Below are 22,295 nucleotides of genomic sequence, written 5' to 3' on the forward strand. Positions count from 1 at the left end.
GCGAAGAAGAATCGTGGACGCAGCGGCACTGCCTGCAAGCTGTCGGACCGCGACGGACGAGCTCAATGCGAGCCGTTGCCGTGTGGCTGCACCGCCACCGCAACGGCTGGCTTCTCCCTGCATGCCGGCTGCTGCAACAACCAATGCTCGGCCAACCGCAAGGTCTCGGCATCATCGGCCGCCGCCACATCCGGCGGGATGCGCGAGCCATCGCCCACGCTGTTGCGGTCCTTCATCACCGAGCCGGTGAGCAGCAGCAGGCTGCCATCGACCAGTTGCACCGGACTGTTGCCGGTTGAATAGCCGGCCGTGGGATGCCCGAAACTGCGAGTGTCCGGGCGGCCACGGAATGCCAGCACGATCGCTTCCCCGGAACTGGCGGTGCGCCCGGACTGCAGCACCGCTACCGGCGCATCCGGATGCTTGAGCACATAGGCGCTTGCGCCCAGGCTGATACGCACCTGGTCATCGTTCCAGACCGCATCGTTTCGATAGCCCCAGGCCTGCAGGCCGTCACCGGTATCAAACGTGCCAACCTGCTGCCCGGGATCGCCGCCGCCGTGCAACAGCGGACCAACGCCGAGCAGCATCGGCCACATGTTGCCGCCCGTGTTACCGCGCAGATCGACGATCCAGCCACAACGGCTGCCATCGTCCTGCGAGCGGATCTCCGCCTGCAGGCCCTGCGCCCATTGGCGATCACGGGCGAACCGGTCGGCCCGTGGAAGGGAGCGATCGGTAGCGTAGGGGCCAACGTTGACCCGGCCCAATCGGGGGTTCTGCATCTGCGCCGCTGCCGCCGGCAGTGCTGCGGACGCGCTCTTCGTCGCGTCAGTGGTACTGCCCTGCGGCGTCCTCATCGCAGCCTGCCGCTCCACCGATATCCACTTGCCATGCCCCGCGGAGGAACGCCTGATCGCATCGGCCAGCAAGTCCTCCTGGCGACTGGGGTCCGAGGTCGCTGCCAGATCCGCGCGCAGCTTGGCCCAATCGACCTTGTCCCGATACAACGCGCCACGCTCCAGCAATCCCAGCATCTGTTGCTGCGCGGCAGGCGTGGGGGCCTGCGCCATTGCCCCGCCCGCCACCATCGTGCCGACCAGCGCAACCAACGCTGCTTCCTTGATCATCTTCCGCATTGCCCCGCTCCCTGGATCAAGCCTCGGCCAAGCCTAGGAGCCCGGCAGGTGTCCGGCAAGCCGCCCATGGGAAAAATGCCCAGCGGCGGCGGCGACGCGCCAAGCTGTGACGCGCGCCATCCCATCACCCGCGGTAGTCCCTGAATGATCGGGAGTACCCAGGCAATGCCATCGCTCAGATCTTCAGATAGATCTTCCGCCGGTCCATCCATGCCATCGGCAGCCACCACAGCGCGACGAACACCAATGCCATCGCCAGCGACGCGCCCTGCGCGCCGGCCAGCGGCGTGATCCAGCGCTCGAATACGTGCGTGTACAGCCAGCCCCAGCTGCCGGTGGCCATCATCGCCAGCACCATCGCCGAGGAGCCGGCGTAGGCGGTGATCGCGTTGACGCCGAAGCGTCGGCCCAGCGCAGGCCAATGGCGGATATCGATCAGCACGTGCGCCAGCCACAAGGCCGCGAACGCCCAGCCCGCGGTCCACAGCACGTAGGGGGGTGTCCACAGGTTCTTGTTGAACGGCAGCCACATCGACCACACCGCGCCCAGCGCCAACAGCACGCCCGCACCCGGCAGCAGGCGCGCGGGGCGTGTACGCAGCAATGCACCGGCCTGCAGGCCGATCAGCGTCGATGCCAGTGCGCCCAATGTCGACAGCAGGCCTTCCGGATCGTGGCCGTGGCCGGTGACCGGGTCGTATTGGTACAGCAGCGAACCGAACAGCGCGGTGTCCACGCGGCTGGGCAGGTTGAGCCAGGGCGCCAATGAACCGCCCGCGGCCAGCAACAGCGCGTAGCCCGCCAGCAGGCTGAACAGGCACAGCCACTGGGCGCGCGGTCGCAGCCAGATCGCGGCCATGCCCGCCACCGCGAAACAGATGCCGATCCGCTGCAGCACGCCCCACGGCCGGTAGTGGGCCAGGTCCAGCCACCACCAGGCCAGCAGGTGCAGCAGCAGGCCCAGGCCAAGGATGCGCAGTGCGCGCACCAGCACCGTGCGGCTCAGCGCCGCGCGGTCGGCGCCCTGCTCCACCCGTGGCACCACGCCCAGCGCGATCGACACGCCGACGATCACCAGGAAGAACGGGAACACCAGGTCGGTCGGCGTGCAGCCGTTCCACTCCGAATGCAGCAGCGGCGCGAACACATGCCCCCAGCTGCCGGGGTTGTTGACCAGCAGCATCGCGGCCACGGTGAGGCCACGCAGGGCGTCCACCGAGGCATAACGCAGGGGTTTGCTCATGGCGATCAGGCCTGTTCGGGTTGACCGGCAATCCAGGTGGCCCGCACCTGCAGGGCCTCATCCAGCAACACGAAGTCCGCCGCGTAGCCGCCGGCGATATGCCCGTACCGCTCGCCCAGGCCAATGAACCGGGCCGGGTAGGTCGAAGCCATGCGCGAGGCTTCTGCCAGCGGCAGGCCCAGCAACTGCACGGTGTTGCGCACGGCCGTGGCCATGTCCAATGCCGAGCCCGCCAGCGAGCCGGCGGCATTGCGCACCACGCCATCGACGGCGGTGATCACCTCCCCGTACAGCTCGAAGGCCGGGCTGTCCGAGCCGACCATCGGCATCGCATCGGTCACCAGGAACACCTTGCCGCGCGGCTTGGCCGCCAAGGCCACGCGCAGGCTGGCCGGGTGCACATGCACGCCGTCGACGATCACGCCACACCAGCTGTGGGGGTCCTCCAGCGCGGCACCGACGGTGCCGGGGTCACGCCCCTGCAACGGTGACATCGCGTTGTACAGGTGGGTGAAGCCGCTGACACCGGCATCCAGCCCGGCGCGGATTTCCTCGTAGGTCGCCGCGGTGTGGCCGGCCGCGACGATGGCGCCGTTGGCGACCATCTGGCGGATGGTTTCCACCGGCACGCGCTCGGGTGCCAGCGTGATCAGGGTGACGCCGTTGTCCAGCGCGGTGGCCATGCGCACTTCATCGGCATCGGGCACGCGGAACTTGCCGGCATCGTGCGTGCCCTTGCGGGCCGGCGCGATGTACGGGCCTTCCAGGTGGATGCCAAGCACGCCGGGCACCTTGGCGGCGATGGCGTCGCGGGTGGCCTGCACCGCGCGCGCCATCACCTCGGCGTCGTCGCTGATCAGCGTCGGCAGCATGCCGGTGGTGCCGAACCGGCGGTGGCCGGACATCATCGTGCGCAGCGCATCGACGTCGGTCTGGTTGTTGAACAGCGCGCCACCGCCGCCGTTGACCTGCACGTCGATGAAGCCCGGCATCAGCCAGCCACCGCCCAGATCGACCTGGACATCGGCCGCCTGCAGCGACGCGTCGTCATCGGCGAGCACCGCGACGATGCGGCCGTCCTCCACCACCACCGCGACGTCGTCGCGGAAGTCCTCGCCGGCAAGGATCCGGCCGTTGCGCAGTACGGTGTTCATCAGACCGTTTCCGTGACCTTGTTCAGGTGCGGCGGCAAATCCGGATTGTGGCCACGGCGCAGGGCCAGCGCGTTGATGGCCCGGTAAAAGCTCTGGATGGTGAGCAGCGGCGCGCACAGCGGGTGCGGCGCGACCACGGTCGGCAGGCTGCCGCCTTCGCCGGCCAGCCACACCTGCGCGCCACGCGCGGCGAACTCCTCGGCCACGGCGCGGGTGCCACTGCCGGTTTCATCCGGCTGGGCGAAGGCCAGCACCGGGAAGTCGCGGCCGACCAGCGCCATCGGGCCGTGCTTCACTTCCGCCGAGCTGTAGCCCTCGGCGTGCAGGCCACAGGTTTCCTTGAACTTGAGCGCGGCCTCCTGCGCGGCGGCCAGGCCCGGGCCGCGGCCCAGCACGAACAGGTTGTGGGCATCGACCAGGCCATCGGTCAGCGCGGTCCAGTCGCATTCCCAGGCCTGGGACATGGCGGCCGGCAGGGCGTCGAGCGAAGCGATCAGCGCCGGATCGTTCTTCCAGTAAGCGCCGAGCTGCAGGATCGCGGCCAGCGAGGCCAGGTAGCTCTTGGTCGCCGCGACGCTGCGCTCGGCACCGGCGCCCAGCGGGATCACCGTGTCGGCCAGCTGCGCCAGCGGCGAATCCTCGACGTTGACCAGCGCCACCACGCGCGCGCCGCCGGCCTTGGCGGCCTCGGTGTTGCGCAGCAGGTCCGGGCTCTTGCCCGACTGCGAAATCACGATGTACAGCGCGCCGCGCACCTGCAGCGGCGCTTCGTAGACCGAGCCCACCGACGGCGACGCCGAGGCCGTCACCAGGCCCAGCTGGGTCTCGAACAGGTACTTGCCGTAGGTTGCCGCGTGATCGGAACTGCCGCGTGCGCAGGTGACCACGAACGGCGGCGGGTTCTGCCGCAGGTCGTTGGCCAGTGCCTGGACCACCTCGCGGTTGCGCGCGAACTGGGCGGCGATGACCGAGGCGCTTTGCGCGGCCTCGTTGAACATCAGGGTTTGCGTCTCACTCGGCAGTGCCATGGATCGTTACTCGGAAAGGTCGGGGGGGGATGAGGGAGGCCGCGCCGGCTGCTGCCGCAACGGTGCGGTGGAACCGCGCACCACCAGCTGCGGCACGAAGCCCTGGTTGTGCAGCTGCACCGGGGCGTCGTCATAGGCATCGGTGCGCAACTGGCTGATCAGCAGCCGCGCGGCATGCCGGGCGATGTCGCCGGTGGCCTGCTTGGCGGTGGTCAGCGCCGGCCACGACTGGCGCGAGAACGGGCTGTCCTCGAAGCCGGCGATGGACAGGTCGTACGGCACGTTGAGCCCGGCCGAATTGGCCGCGGCCAGCACGCCGGCGGCGATCTCGTCGTTGGAGCCGAAGATGGCCGTGGGCGGCTCGCGCAGCGCCAGCAGGCGGCGTGCCCCCCGGAAACCATCGTCGAAGGTGTAGTCACCCGGGATCACCAGGTGCTTGTCCAGCGGGATGCCGTAGTCCTTCAACGCGGCCTCGTAGCCGGCGTAGCGCTCGCCGCTGGAGTGGTGCGAGGTACCGCCCCACAGGAAGCCGATGCGCTGGTGGCCCAGTTGGATCAGATGCTCGGTAATCTCGTAGGCGGCGTCGCGGTCGTCGACGAACACGCACGGGCCATCGCCCGGGTCCTCGGTGGCGGCGATGATGCGCACGTTCTTGATCCCGCGCGCGTTCAACGCGGCGACCAGCTCCGGCCGCTCGGACATCGGCGCGGTCAGCACCAGCCCGGCCAGGCGCGAGCGCTGCACCCAGTCGGCCAGCTCCTCGGCCAGCATCGGCGAGGTGGAATCGCAGGGGTGGATCTGCAGCCCGAAGCCGGTTTCACGGCAGGCCGAGAGCACGCCGTTCTGCACGCCGATGATGTGGTACGGGTTCGGGTTGTCGTAGACCAGCCCGATCACGAAGGTGGTGTTGCTGCGCAGGTTGCGTGCGGACGGGTCCGGCTCGTAGTCCAGCTCGGCCACGGCCCGCAGCACCCGTGCCCGGGTGGCCTGCATCACCGAGGGTTCGTTGTTGATCACCCGCGACACGGTCTTCAGGGAGACCTTTGCCCGCTCGGCGACGTCCTTGATGGTGGGTCTGCGCATTACCGGTTCCCGCGTTGGCTCGATGGTCGCCATGATGCTTGATTCACGCGCCACGCGCCCTGCCCGCGTTGTGGCCCAGGGTGCCGAAGAACAGGATGTACAGGTAGCACGGGACCATCAGCGCGGCGAACACCAGCTGGAAGTGTTCCGGGTACGCATGCTTGAGCAGGGCGAAGGCCTGCGGGATGATCGCGCCGCCGGCGATGCCCATCACCAGCAGGGCCGAGCCGGTCTGGGTGAAGCGGCCCAGGCCGCGGATGGCCAGCGGGAAGATCGCCGGCCACATCATGGCGTTGGCGAAACCCAGCGCGGCGACGAACCCCACCGAGACATAGCCATGGGTGAAGTAGGCGCCCAGGGTGAACACCACGCCCAGCACCGCCGACACCGCCAGGTACTTCTCCTGCGAGATGAAGCGCGGGATCAGCACCAGCCCGGCCACGTAGCCGACCAGCATCGCGAACAGGGTGTAGGACGTGAACAGCTTGGTCTGGTCCAGCGGCAGGCCGAAGGCATTGCCGTAGGTGCCGATCGCGTCGCCGGCCATCACTTCCACGCCGACGTACACGAACAGGCACAGCACGCCCAGCCACAGGTGCGGGAACTGGAAGATGCTGCGCCGGGCGGCCTTGCCATCATTGGCGGCGGCATTGGCCTGGTCCGGCTTCACTTCCGGCAGCGGCGAGAACAGCACGCCCACGGCGACCAGCAGCAGCACGCCGGCGATGGCCATGTACGGGGTGTGGATCTTGGCGGCGAAGGCATTCAGCAGTTCGGTCTTGGTGGCCGCGTCGGCCGCCTGCACCTGGGCTTCCAGGTCACCGATGCCGTGCAGCACCAGCGAGCCGATCACCACCGGCGCGAGGATGCCGGCGATCTTGTTGCAGATGCCCATCAGCGCGATGCGCTGGGCCGCCCCCTCGATCGGGCCGAGGATGCTGATGTACGGGTTGACCGCGGTCTGCAGCAGCGCCATGCCGCCACCGATCACGAACAGCCCGCCCAGCGCGCCGCCGAACCAGCGGCGGGTGGCGAACTCGCCGAAGGCCATCGCACCGACCGCCATCACCGCCAGGCTCAGCGCCAGGCCCTTCTTCATGCCGGTGCGGTTGAGGATGAACGAGGCCGGCAGGGCCAGGAAGAAGTAGGACAGGTAGAACACCATCAGCACGAGGAAGGCCGAGACCTCGCTGACGTCGAAGGCCAGCCGCACGAAGGTGATCAGCGGCCCGTTGATCCAGGTACAGAAGCCGATGATGAAGAACAGCACGCCGACGATGGCGATGGACGACAACGTACTGGTGCGCGGCGGATAGGCGGGAACAGCAGACATGGGCAAGGCTCCTGCGAATGCGGGATACGGATCGGGGCCGCTCGGGAAGACGTGGGAACAACGTTGTCACATTTATGGTTTGCTGCTGACGGATTTGTCAACAACGCGTGATCGCCCGGCCGATACTTGCATTTGAGAGCAATCGGCGCGAACGCCGGAGGGATCAGGCTTTCCCTCGCAAAACCCCTATACGTCGGCATGCCATCGCCGGGGACGGCGGAAAATCGCTTTCCCGCGAGGTTTGCGCAATCGCGCTGCGGCGCAGCATCGAAAGTTGTAATTACTCGTTGACATCGTTGTCAGAACGATTACAGACTCGGCCCCCGAACGGCGCCCCCGACGGGCGCTCCCATGCCATAGGGAAACCGAGTGACTGCAGTCGCCCCCCCGCTACAGAGCACCCGCCCTGCGCTCGCGCCCCGGCCCTTCTTCGCGGCCGACGTCGGCGGCACCCACGTCCGCGTGGGCCTGATCCAGGCCGGCAGCGGGCTGGGCCCGGCCGTGGAGGTGCTGTCCTACCGCAAGTACCGCAACGCCGATTACCCCGGGCTGGGCGCGATCCTGGCCGACTTCGCCAGCAGCCAGCCGCCGGTCGCCGAGTGCGTCATCGCCACCGCCGGCTACGCGCTGCCCGATGGCACCGTGATCTCCGCCAACCTGCCCTGGCCGCTGTCGTCCAACCGCATCCGCGAGGACCTCGGCTTCGACGCCGTCCATCTGGTCAACGACTTCGAAGCCGTCGCCCATGCCGCCGCGCACATCAACGGCAGCCAGGTGCTGCAGCTGACCGGCCCGGCCGAGGCCCCGCGCGGCCCGACCCTGGTGGTCGGCCCCGGCACCGGCCTGGGCGCGGCGGTGTGGATCCCGGTCGGCAACCGCTCGGTGGTGTTGGCCACCGAGGCCGGCCAGGCCTCGCTGGCCGCCAGCACCGAGCTGGAGATGGCGGTGCTGCAGCAGATGCTGCGTGGCCGCAGCCACGTCTCCATCGAGCACGGTGCGTTGTCCGGCCCGGGCCTGCTCAACCTCTACACCGCCCTGTGCGCGGTGCGCGGCGTCGCCCCCACGCATGCCACGCCGGACGCGGTCAGCGCCGCGGCCTGCGACGGCAGTGACCCGCTGGCGGTGGAAACCCTGGAACTGTTCTGCGGGATCCTCGGCTCCACCACCGGCGACATGGCCCTGCTCTATGGCGTGCAGGGCGGCATCTATCTGGCGGGCGGGATCCTGCCGAAGATCAGTCAGTTCCTCTTGAACAGCGCCTTCGTCGAACGCTTCCTCAACAAGGGGCCGATGGGCAAGGCGCTGCAAAGCATTCCCGTGAAGCTGGTAGAGCACGGGCAACTGGGCGTGATCGGCGCGGCCAGTTGGTATCTGGAAAAGTCGGCCACCTGAGCCTTCGCAGCATAAGCAACAGATCCACCAGCAATACCCAGCAGTAACGCGGCACCCCGGTGCCATCCAATCTGATGTTGAGGAGAGACAACATGCATCGCAAGACCCTGCTTTCGGCAGCGATCGTCAGCTGCCTTGCTTTCAGTGCCCACGCGCAGGAAGCCGCCCCCACCGCCACCGACCTGGACACCGTGGTCGTCACCGGCATCCGCGGCTCGATGGAAAAGTCGCTGGACACCAAGCGCGAAGCCAATGCCCGCGTTGAAGTGGTGACCGCAGAAGACGTCGGCAAGCTGCCGGCGCACAACGTCGCCGACACCCTGCAGCGCCTGCCGGGCGTGAACATCAGCTCCTCCAGCGCCGACGAAGGCGGCTTCGACGAAGCCGACCGCGTCAGCCTGCGCGGCACCAGCCCGAGCCTGACCCAGACCCTGATCAACGGCCACACCGTCGGCTCGGCCGACTGGTTCGTGCTGTCCCAGGCCGGCAACGTCGGCCGCAGCGTCAGCTACTCGCTGCTGCCGTCGGAGCTGGTCAGCTCGGTGGAAGTGAACAAGTCCTCGCAGGCCAAGCTGATGGACGGTGGCACCACCGGCACCGTCAACATCATCACCCGCAAGCCGCTGCAGTTCGCCAAGCAGTTCACCGCCGAAGCATCGATCGGCGCAGTGCGCTCGGACCAGGCCGAATCGACCGACCCGCAGCTGTCGGCCCTGTTCAACTACAAGAACGAAGACGGCACCTTCGGCGTGATGGTGCAGGGCTTCAGCCAGAAGCGCGAGCTGCGCCGCGAAGCCCAGGAGTTCCCGGGTGGCTGGTTCAAGATGGGCCGCAATGCCGATGGCACGGTCAACGCCCTGGGCCAGAGCAATCCGGACCTGCTCGATGTGTGGGCCCCGAGCCTGCTCGGCTCCACGCTGTTCGAACAAACCCGCGAGCGCAAGGGCGGCCTGGTCGAGATCCAGTTCAAGCCCAACGATGACCTGACCCTGGGCGTGAGCGGCTTCAGCTCCAAGCTCGACGCCAACAACTACAACCGCAACTTCATGCTGTGGGGCGGCAACTTCGCCAACTCGCAGGCCCCGCAGGCCGGTTACGTGGTCAAGGACGGCGTGCTCACCAACGCCACCTACGCAGGCGTGGCAGGCACCAACTACGGTGTCTACGACATGATCTACCGCGAGTCGTCGGCCAAGACCAACTACCTGACCTTCGACGCGGACTGGCAGATCAACGACAGCCTGACCTCCAGGTTCCAGGCCGGCAGCACCAAGGGCGAAGGCAAGACCGCCCGCCAGTACATCGCCGAGGTCACCCTGGCCAATGGCGGCGGCGCCAGCTGGAGCACCCATGGCAACAGCTCGCCGACCGACTGGAGCCTGGGCGGCGACCTGAGCCCGTCCGGCGTGACCAGCTTCGGCACCTGGGGCAACCAGCAGATCGTGGCCGAGGACAAGGAAAAGTGGGCCACGCTCGACTTCAACCAGTACATGGATACCGGCGTGCTGAGCTCGCTGGACTTCGGCCTGCGCTTTGCCAAGCACAGCCGTGAAGCCATGTCGCCGGAAGGCGCCAGCCCGGGCGACATCTGGTCGGACCTGCAGAACGGCGCCACCGCCAACTACCCCAGCGGCTTCGCCAGCGGCATCGGCGGCAACTTCCCGCGCAACCTGTGGTACTTCACCCCGGGCGCGCTGAAGGAAGCCATCACCAACAACTCCACCTGGCTGTCCAACAACGACGGCCCGACCGGCCGCCACAACTACGGCTCGGAATGGAAGGTCGAGGAGAAGAACCTGGCCGCCTACGTCCAGGCCAACTTCACCGGCGACAACTGGGCCGGCAACATCGGCCTGCGCTACGTCAGCGTGAACCAGGACATCGACTCCTACCGTGCGGTCAGCAATGCCGCCAACGCTGACGTGAGCAGCCTGTTCGGCATGTGGGAGGCGCTGGCATACAGCAACACCCACCGTCGCCTGCTGCCCAGCGCCAACTTCAAGTTCGACCTGGCCGAGAACCTGGTGTTCCGCGTCGCCGCTTCGCAGACCCAGACCCTGCCGGACTACTCGGCACTGGGTGCTTCGGCCTCCGGCTCGGACCTGGACAAGACCGGTTCGGCCGGCAACCCGAACCTGAAGCCGGTGGTCTCCACCAACTTCGACGCCAACGTGGAGTGGTACTTCATGCCGCGCGGCCTGCTGTCGTTCGGCGTGTTCTCGATGAACATGAAGGACTACGTGGCCTACGGCACCGAGAAGCAGATGCTGTTCAGCGAGCTGACCAATCAGCTTGAGCAGTACGAGATCTCGCTGCCGACCAACGCCGACGCGCAGGTGCAGGGCCTGGAAGTGGCTTACCAGCAGCCGATCGGCGAGTACTTCGGCATCGATGCCAACTACACCTACTCCGACGGCAGCACCTCGCACACCTGGGCCGACGGCAGCAACAACCTGCTCGGCAACTCGAAGGACACCTACAACGTCGGTGCCTACTTCGAGAACGACACCTTCGGTGCGCGCGTCGGCTACACCTACCGCTCCTCGTTCCTGATCGGCCTGTCCTCGGTGAATCCGTACTACCAGGATTCGTTCGGCACCGTGTCGGTCTCGTTGAACTACAAGGCCACCGACTGGCTGAGCTTCAGCCTGGATGCGCTGAACCTCAACGACCCGACCTACAAGTACTACCAGAGCTCGGCCATTCCGGTTGCGTTCTACAACAACGGTCGCCAGTACTACTTGAACGCCCGCATCAAGTTCTGATCCATCCCGGCACGCAACATCGCCGGACAGCGTGACGCGCCGGGCCTGGATCACTCCGGGCCCGGCGTTTTTCGTTGGGAGTGCGCCACGCCCCTCCACCGGCATGCCGGCCGATGGTGGGCGTCCCGCAACGTGTCCCCTTGGGCACCTTCCGCGCAGGGTCCGGCGCTGCCGTTGCACAATCCTGCTTTCGTCGTGCCGCGCATGACCCGGCACTGCACTGCCCGCAATCCCGCACCACCTGCCAGGCCTGGCCCGGCACCACCGCCTTACAACAGGAGCTCCGCCCCGATGACGAAGTCCCTCCGTGCGCGCCGTCGCGCAACCCTGCTCGGCAGTTGCATGCTGCTCGGCCTCACCACCGTGCAGGCCCACGCCGCCGCCGGCGCACCGTCGCTGATTCCCCTGCCCGCCAGTTACCAGGCCGACGGCGGCAAGGACTTCGTGCTGAAGCATGCCGCCCGGGTCGGCGGCAATGACGAAGCCTCGCGCCGCGTCGCCGCCCAGTTCGTAGAGCTGCTCAAGCAGAACGGCGGGCCCACGCTGGCCGTGGCCGAGAACGCCAACAAGGCACAGATCCGCTTCCGCATGGACCCTTCGGCCACCAATCCGGCCGAGGCCTACACGCTCAAGGCCTCCAACACCGGCATCGACGTCAGTGCCAGCGATGACCGCGGCCTTTTCTACGGCGCCGTCACCGCCGCCCAGCTGCTGACCGACCAGACCCCCGGCGAGGTCGCCGCGGCCACCATCACCGATGCGCCGCGCTTCGTCTGGCGCGGGCTGATGCTCGACTCGGCCCGCCACTTCCAGAGCATGGAGGAGATCAAGAAGCTGCTCGATGCGATGGCCCAGCACAAGCTCAATACCTTCCACTGGCACCTGACCGACGACCAGGGCTGGCGCATGGAGATCAAGCGCTACCCGAAGCTCACCGAAACCGGCAGCTGCCGCGTGCCGCTCGGTGATGCCGGCCGCAACGAGGCCACCGGCCAGCCCCGCACCTACTGTGGTTTCTACACGCAGGAGCAGATCCGCGAGATCGTCGCCTACGCCGCGCAGCGGCATATCCAGGTGATCCCGGAGATCGATGTACCCGGCCACGCCACCGCGGCCATCGTCGCCTACCCGGAGCTGGGCGTGACCGACCAGAAGCTGGTCATCGACAACCAGTGGGGCGTGTTCCCCAACCTGTTCAACACCGAAGAAAGCACGATGCAGTTCCTGGAGAACGTGCTGCTGGAAGTGATCGACATGTTCCCGGCAAAGTACGTGCACGTGGGCGGCGACGAAGCGGTCAAGGACCAGTGGATCGCTTCCCCGCGCGTGCAGGCGCACATGCGCCAGCTCGGCCTGAAGGACGAGATGGAAATGCAGAGCCACATGATCAAGCGCCTGGAAAAATTCCTGGAGCAGCACGACCGCCGCCTGATCGGCTGGGACGAGATCCTCGAGGGCGGCCTGCCGCCGGAAGCCACGGTGATGTCCTGGCGTGGCACCGAGGGCGGCCTGAAGGCAGCCAGCGAAGGCCACGACGTGATCATGTCGCCGGTCACCCACATGTACATGGACTACCTGCAGACCGAATCGCCGAACGAGCCGCCGGGCCGCCCGACCACGATCCCCCTGCAGAAGGCCTACGAATTCGAACCGGTGCCCGCCGAACTGGCCGCCGACAAGCGTTCGCACATCCTGGGCCTGCAGGCGAACATGTTCGTCGAGCACACCCGCAACAACCGCCACCTGGAACACAACCTGTTCCCGCGCGTGGCGGCGGTGGCCGAGACCGGCTGGAGCCCGCAGGACAAGCGCGACTTCCGTGGCTTCACCCAGCGCCTGCCGCGCCAGCTGCAGCGCTACCGTGCGATGGACATCGCCTACGCGCAGACACCGTTCCAGGTGGACCTGCGCGACAAGGGGGATGCTGCCACCGGCAACGTCACCGTCACCCTGGACAATCCGCTGGGCTACCCCGTGCATTACACGCTCGATGGCAGCGCGGTCAGCAGCCGCTCGCCGCTGTACAGCCAGCCGCTGCAGCTGAAGGTTCCCGTGCAGGTGCAGGCGGCGGCCTTCTTCAACGACCTGCCACTGGCCGCGGCCAGCAACTTCGCGCTTACCGCCGACTCCCTGCGGGTGCGCGAGGACACCCAGCTGGGCCTGTGCCCGAACGGCGGCAAGCTGCTGCTGCGCCTGGAAGACGACGGCCCGGCCGAGGGCGAGCGCGAAGTGTTCAACGTCAACATCTTCAACCCGTGCTGGTTGTGGGAAGACGTGAACCTGGCCGGCATCAGCAGGATCAAGGTGCGTGCCGGCCGCATCCCGTACAACTTCCAGCTGGCCCATGACGAACCGGCACGCAAGTTCGCTCCGGCGCACAGCAGGTACGGCGAGATGGAGATCCTGGCCAACTGCGAAGGCACGCCGCTGGCCTCGGTGCCACTGCCCGCCGAACCCGGTGCCGACGGCTTCCTGGAACTGGAGGCACCGATCACCGCGCCAGCCGCACGCGGCGACCTGTGCGTGCGCTTCACCGGCGATACGCGACCGAACATGTGGACGCTGGACTGGATCCGGCTCGAACCGGCCCGCTGACCGTCCCTGCCGTCGTCTCCCGGAAGGCCACCGCTCGCGGTGGCCTTCCGCGTTTCCGGCCCTCGCAGGGGCCATCCGCACCAACCCGCGTGCCGCTTCCTGCCTGTCGCGGGGCGGCTGCATGCCCCGCCGGAGGGGACTTCGCACGCCCGGGACGGCTTGCCAAAAAATTTCACAGACATCCCGTTCAACCCGCTCGCCGGCGGCAAGATGCCGACACCCATTGCAATTAAATCTAAATTTCCATTGAAATCATCAGCCTATTGATGACCAAAGTCATGCCCGGCACATGAAAATTTTTTGCAACACAGCTTGACATCGTTGTCACGCAGCACGGAAACTCCACCTGCCGTAGCGCCAAAGGGGGCCGCACGGACTTCGGGGGAACTTCGTGGTTGCCAGTCTTCCAGCAGCGTCCAAGCACACCACCGCCACGGCCCGGCCCTTGCTGGCTGCGGACGTCGGCGGCACCCATGTGCGCGTGGGCCTGGTCTGGCCGGCCAGCGGCGGCCAGCGCCTGCAGGTGCAGGACTATCGCCAGTACCGTTGCGCCGACCACGATGACCTGGCCGCGATCCTGCGCCAGTTCCCGGTCGACCCTGCCTCGCTGTCCGCCTGCGTGATCGCCAGTGCCGGCCATGCCCTGGCCGATGGCACGGTGATCTCGGCCAACCTGCCGTGGCCGCTGTGCACCACCGCCATCCGTACCGCGCTCGGCACGCCGGCCGTGCACCTGGTCAACGACTTCGAGGCCGTGGCCCATGCCACCGCCCACATCGACCACGACCAGTCCACCCTGCTCTGCGGCCCGGCCCAGGCGGCCGAGGGCCCGGTCCTGGTGGTCGGCGCCGGCACCGGCCTGGGCGCGGCGCTGCGGGTTCCCTTCGGCGGCCGCTCCCTGGTGCTGGCCACCGAGGCCGGCCAGGCCGCCTTCGCCGCCACCACCGAGCTGGAGATCGCGGTGCTGCAGCAGCTGTTGCGCAGCCGTCCGCATGTCTCCGTCGAGCAGGCCCTGTCCGGCCCCGGCCTGCTCAACCTGTACGGCGCGCTGTGCGCCCTGCGCGGCCAGTCGCCCCGCCATGCCACCCCGGACGCGATCAGCCACGCCGCCTGCGAAGGCAGCGATCCGCTGGCCGTGCAGACGCTGGAACTGTTCTGCGGCCTGCTCGGCTCGGCCATCGGCGACATGGCGCTGGTGTACGGCCCGCACGGCGGCATCTACCTGGCCGGCGGCATCGCCCCGCGCATCGGCCACTTCCTTGCCAACAGCACCTTCGCCGATCGCTTCCTCAACAAGGGACCGATGCGCAAGGCGCTGGAACGCATTCCCGTGCGGCTGGTCGAGCACGGGCAACTGGGCGTCATCGGCGCCGCCAGTTGGTACCTGGAACGCAGGGAACTCGAGCCTTGCACTCCACCAAGCGCAGCAGTCCCCGTGCACGCGAACGCATCCCGCCCCTGCATCGGTCCACGTCAAGCCACTGCCGGCTGAGCCGCCGGAATCCATCAATGATGAGGAGAGACATCATGAGGTACCGCAAGTCCGTACTATCCGCCGCCATCGTCACCTGTCTGAGCTTCTCCGCGCACGCGCAGGAAGCGGACAAGAGCGCCACCGACCTTGACCGCGTCGTCGTCACCGGCATCCGCGCCAGCCTGCAGCAGTCGCTGGAAACCAAGCGCAACGCCGACGCCATCGTCGACGTCATCACCGCCGAGGACGTGGGCAAGTTCCCGGCCACCAACGTCGCCGAAGCGATGACCATCATCCCCGGCGTGACCATCGACCGCGCCTACGGCCAGGGCGAGAAGGTCAGCATCCTCGGCACCGACCCGGCGCTCAACCGCACCCTGCTCAACGGCCAGTCCATCGCCTCGGGCGACTGGAACATGTCCGACTTCCCGACCCGTACCTTCAACTACTCGCTGCTGGCGCCGGAACTGGTCGGCAAGGTGGAGGTGTTCAAGTCGCCGGAAGCACGCATCGACGAAGGCTCGATCGGCGGCACCGTGATCGTCTCCACCCGCAAGCCGCTGGACATGCCGGAAAAGGTCAGCATCTCCGGCCGCGTCAGCTACGGCCGCAACGACCGCGTCGAGAAGACCGATCCGAGCGCCTCGGCCGCCTTCGCATGGAAGAACGCCGCGGAGAACTTCGGCTTCATCGTGTCGGCGCAGGCCTCGAACGAGAGCATCCGTCGTGACGGCATCGAGTCCTACGGCACCGTGCGGGCCAAGGATTACATCGCCGGCGTGGGGGGTGCCAACGGCTCGATCACCAACCTGCCCACCGACTGGTCGGTGGCGCCGAACCCGGACGGCTCGCAGCCGACCTCGCCGGCCACCTGCGTCGGCGCCTGCGCCGACACCGTCTACGCCAACCCCGACGCGATCGGCCCGAACTCCACCAGCGCCCACTTCTTCGAGCAGGAGCGCAAGCGCAAGACCTACTCGGTGGCGCTGCAGTTCAAGCCGGTCGAGCAGATGAACATCGAATTCAACGCACTGAAGATCGATGCCAATTTCGACCACATGGCGCAGTCGATGTTCACCCACCAGGGCAACACCTGGAACAGCCTGAAGACCCTCAGCGGCCTCACCGTCAAGGACGGCCTGATCACCAGCGCCAGCCACAAGAACGGCCTGGTCGTGTTCGACATGCAGAACCGTCGCGCGCAGGTCGATTCGGAAACCTACGACATCAAGCTGGACTGGAACGACGAACGCTGGTTCGCCTCCACCCACATCGGCCGCACCAAGGCCGAGGGTGGCCCGAAGCAGGTGTTCGGCGAATTTCTGGCCCGCACCGACTACACCTGGTCCATCGCCGATGCACCAGGCAAGCCGGGCAGCGTGCACTTCACCGGCGCCAACCCGTTCCAGAACCCGGACCAGTTCCAGATGGACGGCGGTTGGGGCGCGGACCCGAACCAGCCGAGCTGGAACACCGGCTGGGGCGGCAACCTGGTGGAGAAGCCGACCACCGACAAGGAAACCTACGGCCAGGTCGACTTCGGCATCAAGCTCGATTCGCCGGTCTACCTGCTGCGCTTCGGCTACAAGCAGCGCAAGCATGAAACCACCCAGATCCAGCGCGGCATCGGCCTGGCCTCGGTGGCCGGCTACGGCGACGCCAAGGCTTCGGACTTCGACCCGCGCAAGCTGCCGGGCAACTACCTGAAGGGCTTCAGCGGTTACGGCGACCTGGGCAACCGCTTCACCATCGATGGCTGGAAGCTGGCCGACTACATCACCAGCGGTGATTGGCTGGCGCCCTGGCAGACGATGCCGGTGATGTCGCAGTTCAGCGCCGAGGAGTTCGCCCGCAACAACTGGTCGATCAACGAAGACATCGGCGCCGCCTACCTGCAGGCGGACTTCAGCTTCGACCGCCTGCGCGGCAACATCGGCGTGCGCTACGTGCGTACCGACCTGGAGTCGGGCAGCTTCGCGTGCAACACCGGCCTGGCCGGCTGCACCCAGGCTGGCTGGTCGGCCGAGAAGCTGGCCGCCTCGTACAGCCCGGTCGTGGTGAAGAACAAGTACAACAACGTGCTGCCCAACCTGAACCTGGCTTACGAGGCCACCGACAAGCTGGTGCTGCGTTTCTCCGCCGCCAAGACCATCGCCCGTCCGAACTACACCGACGTGTCCTCGTACCTGTGGCTGTCCGACACCGCGCTGACCGGCGGCGGCGGCAACCCGGCCCTGAAGCCGTACCAGTCCACCAACCTGGACTTCTCGGCCGAGTGGTACTTCTCCGACAACGCCATCCTGGCCGGTTCGATCTTCTACCGCGACGTGGCCGACTACATCCTCACCGAGTCGACCCCGGAAGTGCACTGGAACCAGAACCAGAACAAGGACGACACCTACATGGTGGACCGTCCGCGCAATGCCGGCGATGCGAAGATCAAGGGCTACTCGCTGGCATGGCAGCAGAACTTCGGCTACGGCTTCGGCGTGATCGCCAACTACACCTACTCCGATGGTGAAGCCACCGGCGATCGCCCGCTGCCGTTCAACTCCAAGAACCAGTTCAACATCAGCCCGTTCTTCGAGAACGACACCTGGAGCGCGCGCGTCACCTACGGCTGGCGTGACAAGTACTTCACCCAGGTCAGTGGCGGCCGCCAGCTGTGGACCATGGACTACGCCTCGCTGGATGCATCGGTGGCCTTCAAGATCACCGACAACCTGTCGGTCGGCCTGGATGCGATGAACCTGCTCGATGAGGAATACCACTCCTACTCCGGCGTGGAACAGCTCACCCGCGGTGCCTACCTGAGCGGCCGTCGCTACAACGCCTCGCTGCGTTTCAACTTCTAAGCATTTCTCCCTGGCAACATCGTTTTTCCGCTGTTTTTCTCCTCCAGCGGGCCTGGGTTTTCCAGGCCCGCTTTTTTTTGCGATAACGCTTGTCCACCTGGAGCTCCCATGACCCGACTGCATACGCGCGCACACGTCCGCAGCCTGCTGGCCACCGGCTTGCTGCTGGGCGCCGGCCTGACCGCCGCCCACGCCACCTCCGCACCGCCCTCGCTCGCCGTTCCCCTGATCCCGCTGCCGCAGCAGGTACAGCCCGGCGCCGCTCCCTATCGCGTGGATGCCACCACCACGGTGAGCGTGGACGGCGAAGGCGCACGCGCCGTCGCCGGACAGTTCATCGCCCTGCTGGGCAAGACCAGCGCGCTGCACCTGCAGCCGGCGCGCGTCGGCAAGCCGGTACGCGGCATCCGCTTCGAGCACGATGCGTCGCTGGCAGGCAACGTGGAGGGCAGCTATCGCCTGCAGGTTGGCGCCCAGGGCGTGCGCATCCGCGCCGCCACCGACGCGGGGTTGTTCAATGGCGCGATGACGCTGGTGCAGCTGCTCAGCGGCGGTGATGGCCAGGACGGCCAGGTCCCGGCCGTGGACATCACCGATGCCCCCCGCTTTGCCTGGCGTGGTTTCATGCTCGACTCGGCGCGCCACTTCCAGAGCATCGAGCAGATCAAGCAGTTGCTCGATGCCATGGCGCTGCACAAGCTCAACACCTTCCACTGGCACCTGACCGACGACCAGGGCTGGCGCATGGAGATCAAGCGCTACCCGAAGCTCACCGAAGTGGGCAGCTGCCGTGCGCCGGCCGGCCAGGCTGGGGTCGGGCCTGATGGCAAGCCACACCTGTACTGTGGCTACTACACGCAGGCGCAGATCCGCGACGTGGTCGCCTACGCCGCCGCGCGCCACATCACCGTGGTGCCCGAGATCGACGTGCCGGGCCACGCGCAGGCCGCCGTCGCCGCCTATCCCGAGCATGGCGTGGTCGATGGCCCGACCCAGCCGTCGGCCAACTGGGGCGTCAACCCCTACCTGTTCAACCCGCGCGAGGAAACCCTGCAGTTCCTGGAGAACATCCTGGCCGAAGTGCTGGAGATGTTCCCCGGCCAGTACATCCATATCGGTGGCGACGAAGCGGTCAAGTACCAGTGGCAGGCCTCGCCGGCGGTGCAGGCGCACCTGCGCGCACTGGGCCTGAAGGACGAGGAGGCCCTGCAGTCGCACATGCTCAAGCGGCTGGAAACCTTCCTGGAGGATCGCGACCGCAAGCTGATCGGCTGGGACGAGATCATCGAAGGCGGCCTGCCGCCGCAGGCCACGGTGATGTCCTGGCGCGGCATCGAGGGCGGCATCGAGGCCGCCACGCATGGCCACGACGTGGTGATGTCGCCGGGCAACACGCTGTACCTGGACTTCCTGCAGACCAACCTGCCCGACGAACCGCCGGGGCGCCCCAAGTTCACCTCGATGCAGCGCGTCTACGCCTTCGACCCGGTGCCGGCGCAGCTGACCGCCGAGCAGCGCAGGCACATCCTCGGCGTGCAGGCCAACATGTGGACCGAACACACCCGCACCTGGGAGCGCCTGCAGCACAACGTGTTCCCGCGCATGGCCGCGCTGTCGGAAATCGCCTGGACGGCGCCGGAGCGCAAGAGCTACGACGATTTCCTCGCCCGCCTGCCGGCGCAGCTGCAGCGCTACAAGGCGCTGGACATCGCCTATGCGCAGACGGCGCTGTCGGTGGCGATGAAGCGCCAGGACGACCGCGCCGGCAACAAGGTCACGGTCGAGCTGTCCAACCCGCTCAGCTACCGCGACATCCGCTACACCACCGATGGCAGCACGCCCACCGCGCAGTCAGCGGCCTATCCCGGCGCACTGACCCTGCCGGTGCCCACCGAGCTGAAGGCGCTGACGTTCTTCAACGGCAAGCCGGTGGCCGATGCACCCAGCCGCTGGAACCTGGATGCCGAATCGCTGCTGACCCGCACTGACAAGACCCTGGCGCAATGCCCGCAGGGCGGCCGCCTGCTGCTGCGGCTGGAAGACGACAACCCGCTGCAGGGCGCGCGGGACAACTTCGACGTCACCATCTTCAACCCGTGCTGGTTGTGGGAGGACGCGCAGTTGCAGGACATCCGCGCGTTCAAGGTGCGCGCCGGGCGCATCCCCTACAACTTCGGCCTGCTGCGCGAGGAAGAGGCCAAGCGCGGCTACCGCAAGCCGGTCGCCGCGCATGGCGAGTTCGAAGTCCGCGCCGGCTGCGAAGGCCGCGTGCTGGCTTCGGTGCCGCTGCCGCGCGAGGCCGGCGCCGATGGCTTCATCGAGCTGGAGGCACCCTTGCGCGCCGGGCCGGAACAGGTCACCGACCTGTGCATGACCTTCAGTGGCGACACCCGCCCGCAGATGTGGGTGCTCGACCAGGTTCGCCTGCAACCGGCGAAGTAGTGGCCGGGAAGGCGCGGTGCGGCCCGCATGGTCCTCTCCACCCTGCGGCCCGCACCGCGCCATCTTTGCAGCAGCGCCAACGGGGTCACGACAGGGCCCCGATGGCCTGGCGACGGTATCAGTCCCGGGCTCGCCGAAGTAAGTGCCAAAAGGCAGAAAGGCACTGTTTTGAAAGGAAATTTCGGTTGCAGCCGCAACTACGCGCGTGCGCTCAGGAGGCGCGGCGGGGCTGCAGCCGCAACAGCAGGTTCGCCAGCGGCGTCAGCGCGATGAGCATGCCCGCCACCACGCCACTGGTATTGGCCAGCGCATCGATCGGGTCGGCCATCCGGTTGTCGGTCAGCGCGCCCTGCGCCCATTCGATGCCCACGCCCATCAGCACCAGCCCCACGCCCGCCACCCACAAGGCGCGACGGGTGGCGAACACCTGCACCGCGCTGGCGGCCAACAGGAAATACGCCAGGAAGTGCTCGACCTTGTCGCTGTTCTGCGGCAGGTCCAGTGGCGGCGGCGGGATCAGGCACACCACGATCACCGCCAGCACCGCCGCCCCCCACAGCGACAGCCAGAACCGCGCATGCCGCAACGGCTTGATCGGGCTTACAGCCGCCACGTCAGGTCGCCCATCAGGAACGCGGCACTCATGTCCACGTCGCGGCTGAAGGCCATCACCTGGAAGCGCTCGCCCATCTCGGTCGGCAGGGTCAGCCGCTTGAGTTCCTCGCGCAGGCGCATGCGGCCCACGTCGTCGGTGCGCTCCTCCGCCGCTTCAAGCAGGCCGGTGATGCCGTTGCCGAGCAGGAAGCTGGCCTGGTTGCTGTAGCCGACCAGGTCGAAGCCGGCATGGGTGCCGGCCTCGGCCAACGCGGTGAAGTCCACCGAGGCGGTGATGTCCTGCAGGCCCGGCCACAGGAACACGTCGTTGTGCACGCGGTGGCGGTAGAAGGCGCGGATCGTGCCGTCGTCGCGGTCGTGCTGGTAGAACTCGCTGCGCGGGTAGCCGTAATCGACGAACAGCATCGCGCCGCGCTGCATGCCACCGGCCACCGCCTGGATCCAGTACGGCAGCTGCGGCAACACCTCCGAGCGGTAGCCGTGCGCGAACGGGCGCTCCAGGTAGTGCTCCAGGTGACGCACCGCCGCAGCGGTCAGCGCATCGGCCGGCTTGGCACCGCGCACGAAGCGGCCCTCGCCGTCCAGCTCCACGGTTTCCTCGTAGATCTCGCCATCGCTGGCAAGGAAGCGCGGGGTCGGCAACGCGTCGATCACCTCGTTGGCGAACAGCACGCCGTCCCAGTCGTCGTCGAACGGGCGGTCCAGCCATTCCACCAGGGCGAACACCGGCGGGATCAGCGCCTTCTCCAGGCGCTCGCGCTGGCGTTCGCGCAGGTCCGCGCTGGGTTCCAGGATGGCGTAGCGCTCCGGCAGCGCGTCCAGCTCCAGCAGGCGCTTGAGCAGGATCTCGGCGAACGCGCCGCTGCCGCCGCCCAACTCCAGCATCCGCGCCTGCGGCCCGAGCTGCTGCAGCACCGGGGCGATCACGTTGGCGGTGGTGGCAGCGAACAACGGCCCCATTTCCGGCGAGGTAACGAAGTCACCGGAGGCACCGAACTTGCTCGCACCGGCGCTGTAGTATCCCCAGCCCGGGGCATACAGGGCCAGCTCCATGAACCGCGAGAACGGCACCGCGCCACCCTGGGCGCAGATGTCCGCGCGCAGGTGCGCGGCCAACTGCTCGCTGTGTTCAAGCGCTTCGGGTTCGGGCGTGGGCAGGTCGGAATGCATGGTGCGG

Annotated in this window: 14 protein-coding genes; 6 read left to right on the plus strand and 8 right to left on the minus strand. The window is 67.4% G+C overall.

Annotated features, from left to right (window positions below):
* Positions 1–62: 62 nt before the first annotated feature.
* The 6 genes from ATCM_RS16930 to ATCM_RS16955 all read right to left on the minus strand — a co-directional run bounded on the left by ATCM_RS16930 (position 63) and on the right by ATCM_RS16955 (position 6,980).
* Positions 63–1,139 carry a S41 family peptidase gene (locus ATCM_RS16930; protein ID WP_132865643.1) on the minus strand — a complete coding sequence of 359 codons (1,077 nt, stop codon included), beginning with the start codon at positions 1,137–1,139 and terminating at the stop codon, positions 63–65.
* 175 nt (positions 1,140–1,314) lie between these two features.
* Positions 1,315–2,382, minus strand: coding sequence for a DUF5009 domain-containing protein (locus ATCM_RS16935; protein WP_132865644.1), 1,068 nt, complete (start codon positions 2,380–2,382; stop codon positions 1,315–1,317).
* Positions 2,383–2,387: 5 nt separating this feature from the next.
* Positions 2,388–3,536, minus strand: coding sequence for an N-acetylglucosamine-6-phosphate deacetylase (nagA, locus tag ATCM_RS16940; protein ID WP_132865645.1), 1,149 nt, complete (start codon positions 3,534–3,536; stop codon positions 2,388–2,390).
* A complete protein-coding gene (locus tag ATCM_RS16945; RefSeq protein WP_132865646.1) occupies positions 3,536–4,564 on the minus strand; it encodes an SIS domain-containing protein in 1,029 nt (342 codons plus the stop codon). The genes nagA and ATCM_RS16945 overlap by 1 nt, the downstream gene beginning before the upstream one ends.
* Positions 4,565–4,570: 6 nt before the next feature.
* On the minus strand, positions 4,571–5,647 hold the full coding sequence (locus ATCM_RS16950; RefSeq protein ID WP_132865647.1) for a LacI family DNA-binding transcriptional regulator: 1,077 nt from the start codon (positions 5,645–5,647) through the stop codon (positions 4,571–4,573).
* A 43-nt stretch (positions 5,648–5,690) separates the two neighbouring features.
* The gene (locus ATCM_RS16955; RefSeq protein WP_132865648.1) at positions 5,691–6,980 is read right to left on the minus strand and encodes a sugar MFS transporter; all 1,290 of its coding nucleotides are present in this window, start codon (positions 6,978–6,980) and stop codon (positions 5,691–5,693) included.
* 369 nt (positions 6,981–7,349) lie between these two features.
* Between ATCM_RS16955 and ATCM_RS16960 the strand changes: the two genes are divergently transcribed.
* From ATCM_RS16960 to ATCM_RS16985, 6 genes are all read left to right on the plus strand, one after another.
* Positions 7,350–8,372: a glucokinase family protein gene (locus tag ATCM_RS16960; RefSeq protein WP_132865649.1), complete on the plus strand. Its 1,023-nt coding sequence runs from the start codon at positions 7,350–7,352 to the stop codon at positions 8,370–8,372.
* 92 nt (positions 8,373–8,464) lie between these two features.
* Positions 8,465–11,137 carry a TonB-dependent receptor gene (locus ATCM_RS16965; protein WP_132865650.1) on the plus strand — a complete coding sequence of 891 codons (2,673 nt, stop codon included), beginning with the start codon at positions 8,465–8,467 and terminating at the stop codon, positions 11,135–11,137.
* A gap of 291 nt (positions 11,138–11,428) precedes the next feature.
* Positions 11,429–13,732, plus strand: a complete 2,304-nt coding sequence (locus tag ATCM_RS16970) for a family 20 glycosylhydrolase (protein ID WP_132865651.1) — start codon at positions 11,429–11,431, stop codon at positions 13,730–13,732.
* Between the two features lie 391 nt (positions 13,733–14,123).
* A complete protein-coding gene (locus ATCM_RS16975; protein WP_132865652.1) occupies positions 14,124–15,224 on the plus strand; it encodes a glucokinase in 1,101 nt (366 codons plus the stop codon).
* A gap of 35 nt (positions 15,225–15,259) precedes the next feature.
* The gene (locus ATCM_RS16980; protein ID WP_132865653.1) at positions 15,260–18,061 is read left to right on the plus strand and encodes a TonB-dependent receptor; all 2,802 of its coding nucleotides are present in this window, start codon (positions 15,260–15,262) and stop codon (positions 18,059–18,061) included.
* A gap of 108 nt (positions 18,062–18,169) precedes the next feature.
* The gene (locus tag ATCM_RS16985) at positions 18,170–20,503 is read left to right on the plus strand and encodes a family 20 glycosylhydrolase (RefSeq protein ID WP_132865654.1); all 2,334 of its coding nucleotides are present in this window, start codon (positions 18,170–18,172) and stop codon (positions 20,501–20,503) included.
* A 211-nt stretch (positions 20,504–20,714) separates the two neighbouring features.
* On the opposite strand, the gene ATCM_RS16990 is transcribed toward ATCM_RS16985, so the two are convergent.
* Positions 20,715–21,116, minus strand: coding sequence for a VanZ family protein (locus ATCM_RS16990; protein ID WP_132865655.1), 402 nt, complete (start codon positions 21,114–21,116; stop codon positions 20,715–20,717).
* Complete coding sequence (locus ATCM_RS16995; protein ID WP_132865656.1) at positions 21,104–22,288, minus strand: class I SAM-dependent methyltransferase; 1,185 nt, start codon at positions 22,286–22,288, stop codon at positions 21,104–21,106. Before ATCM_RS16995 ends, ATCM_RS16990 begins: the two co-directional genes overlap by 13 nt.
* Positions 22,289–22,295: the final 7 nt, after the last annotated feature.

This window comes from Stenotrophomonas sp. ATCM1_4, assembly GCF_004348115.1.
Lineage (GTDB): Bacteria > Pseudomonadota > Gammaproteobacteria > Xanthomonadales > Xanthomonadaceae > Stenotrophomonas > Stenotrophomonas capsici.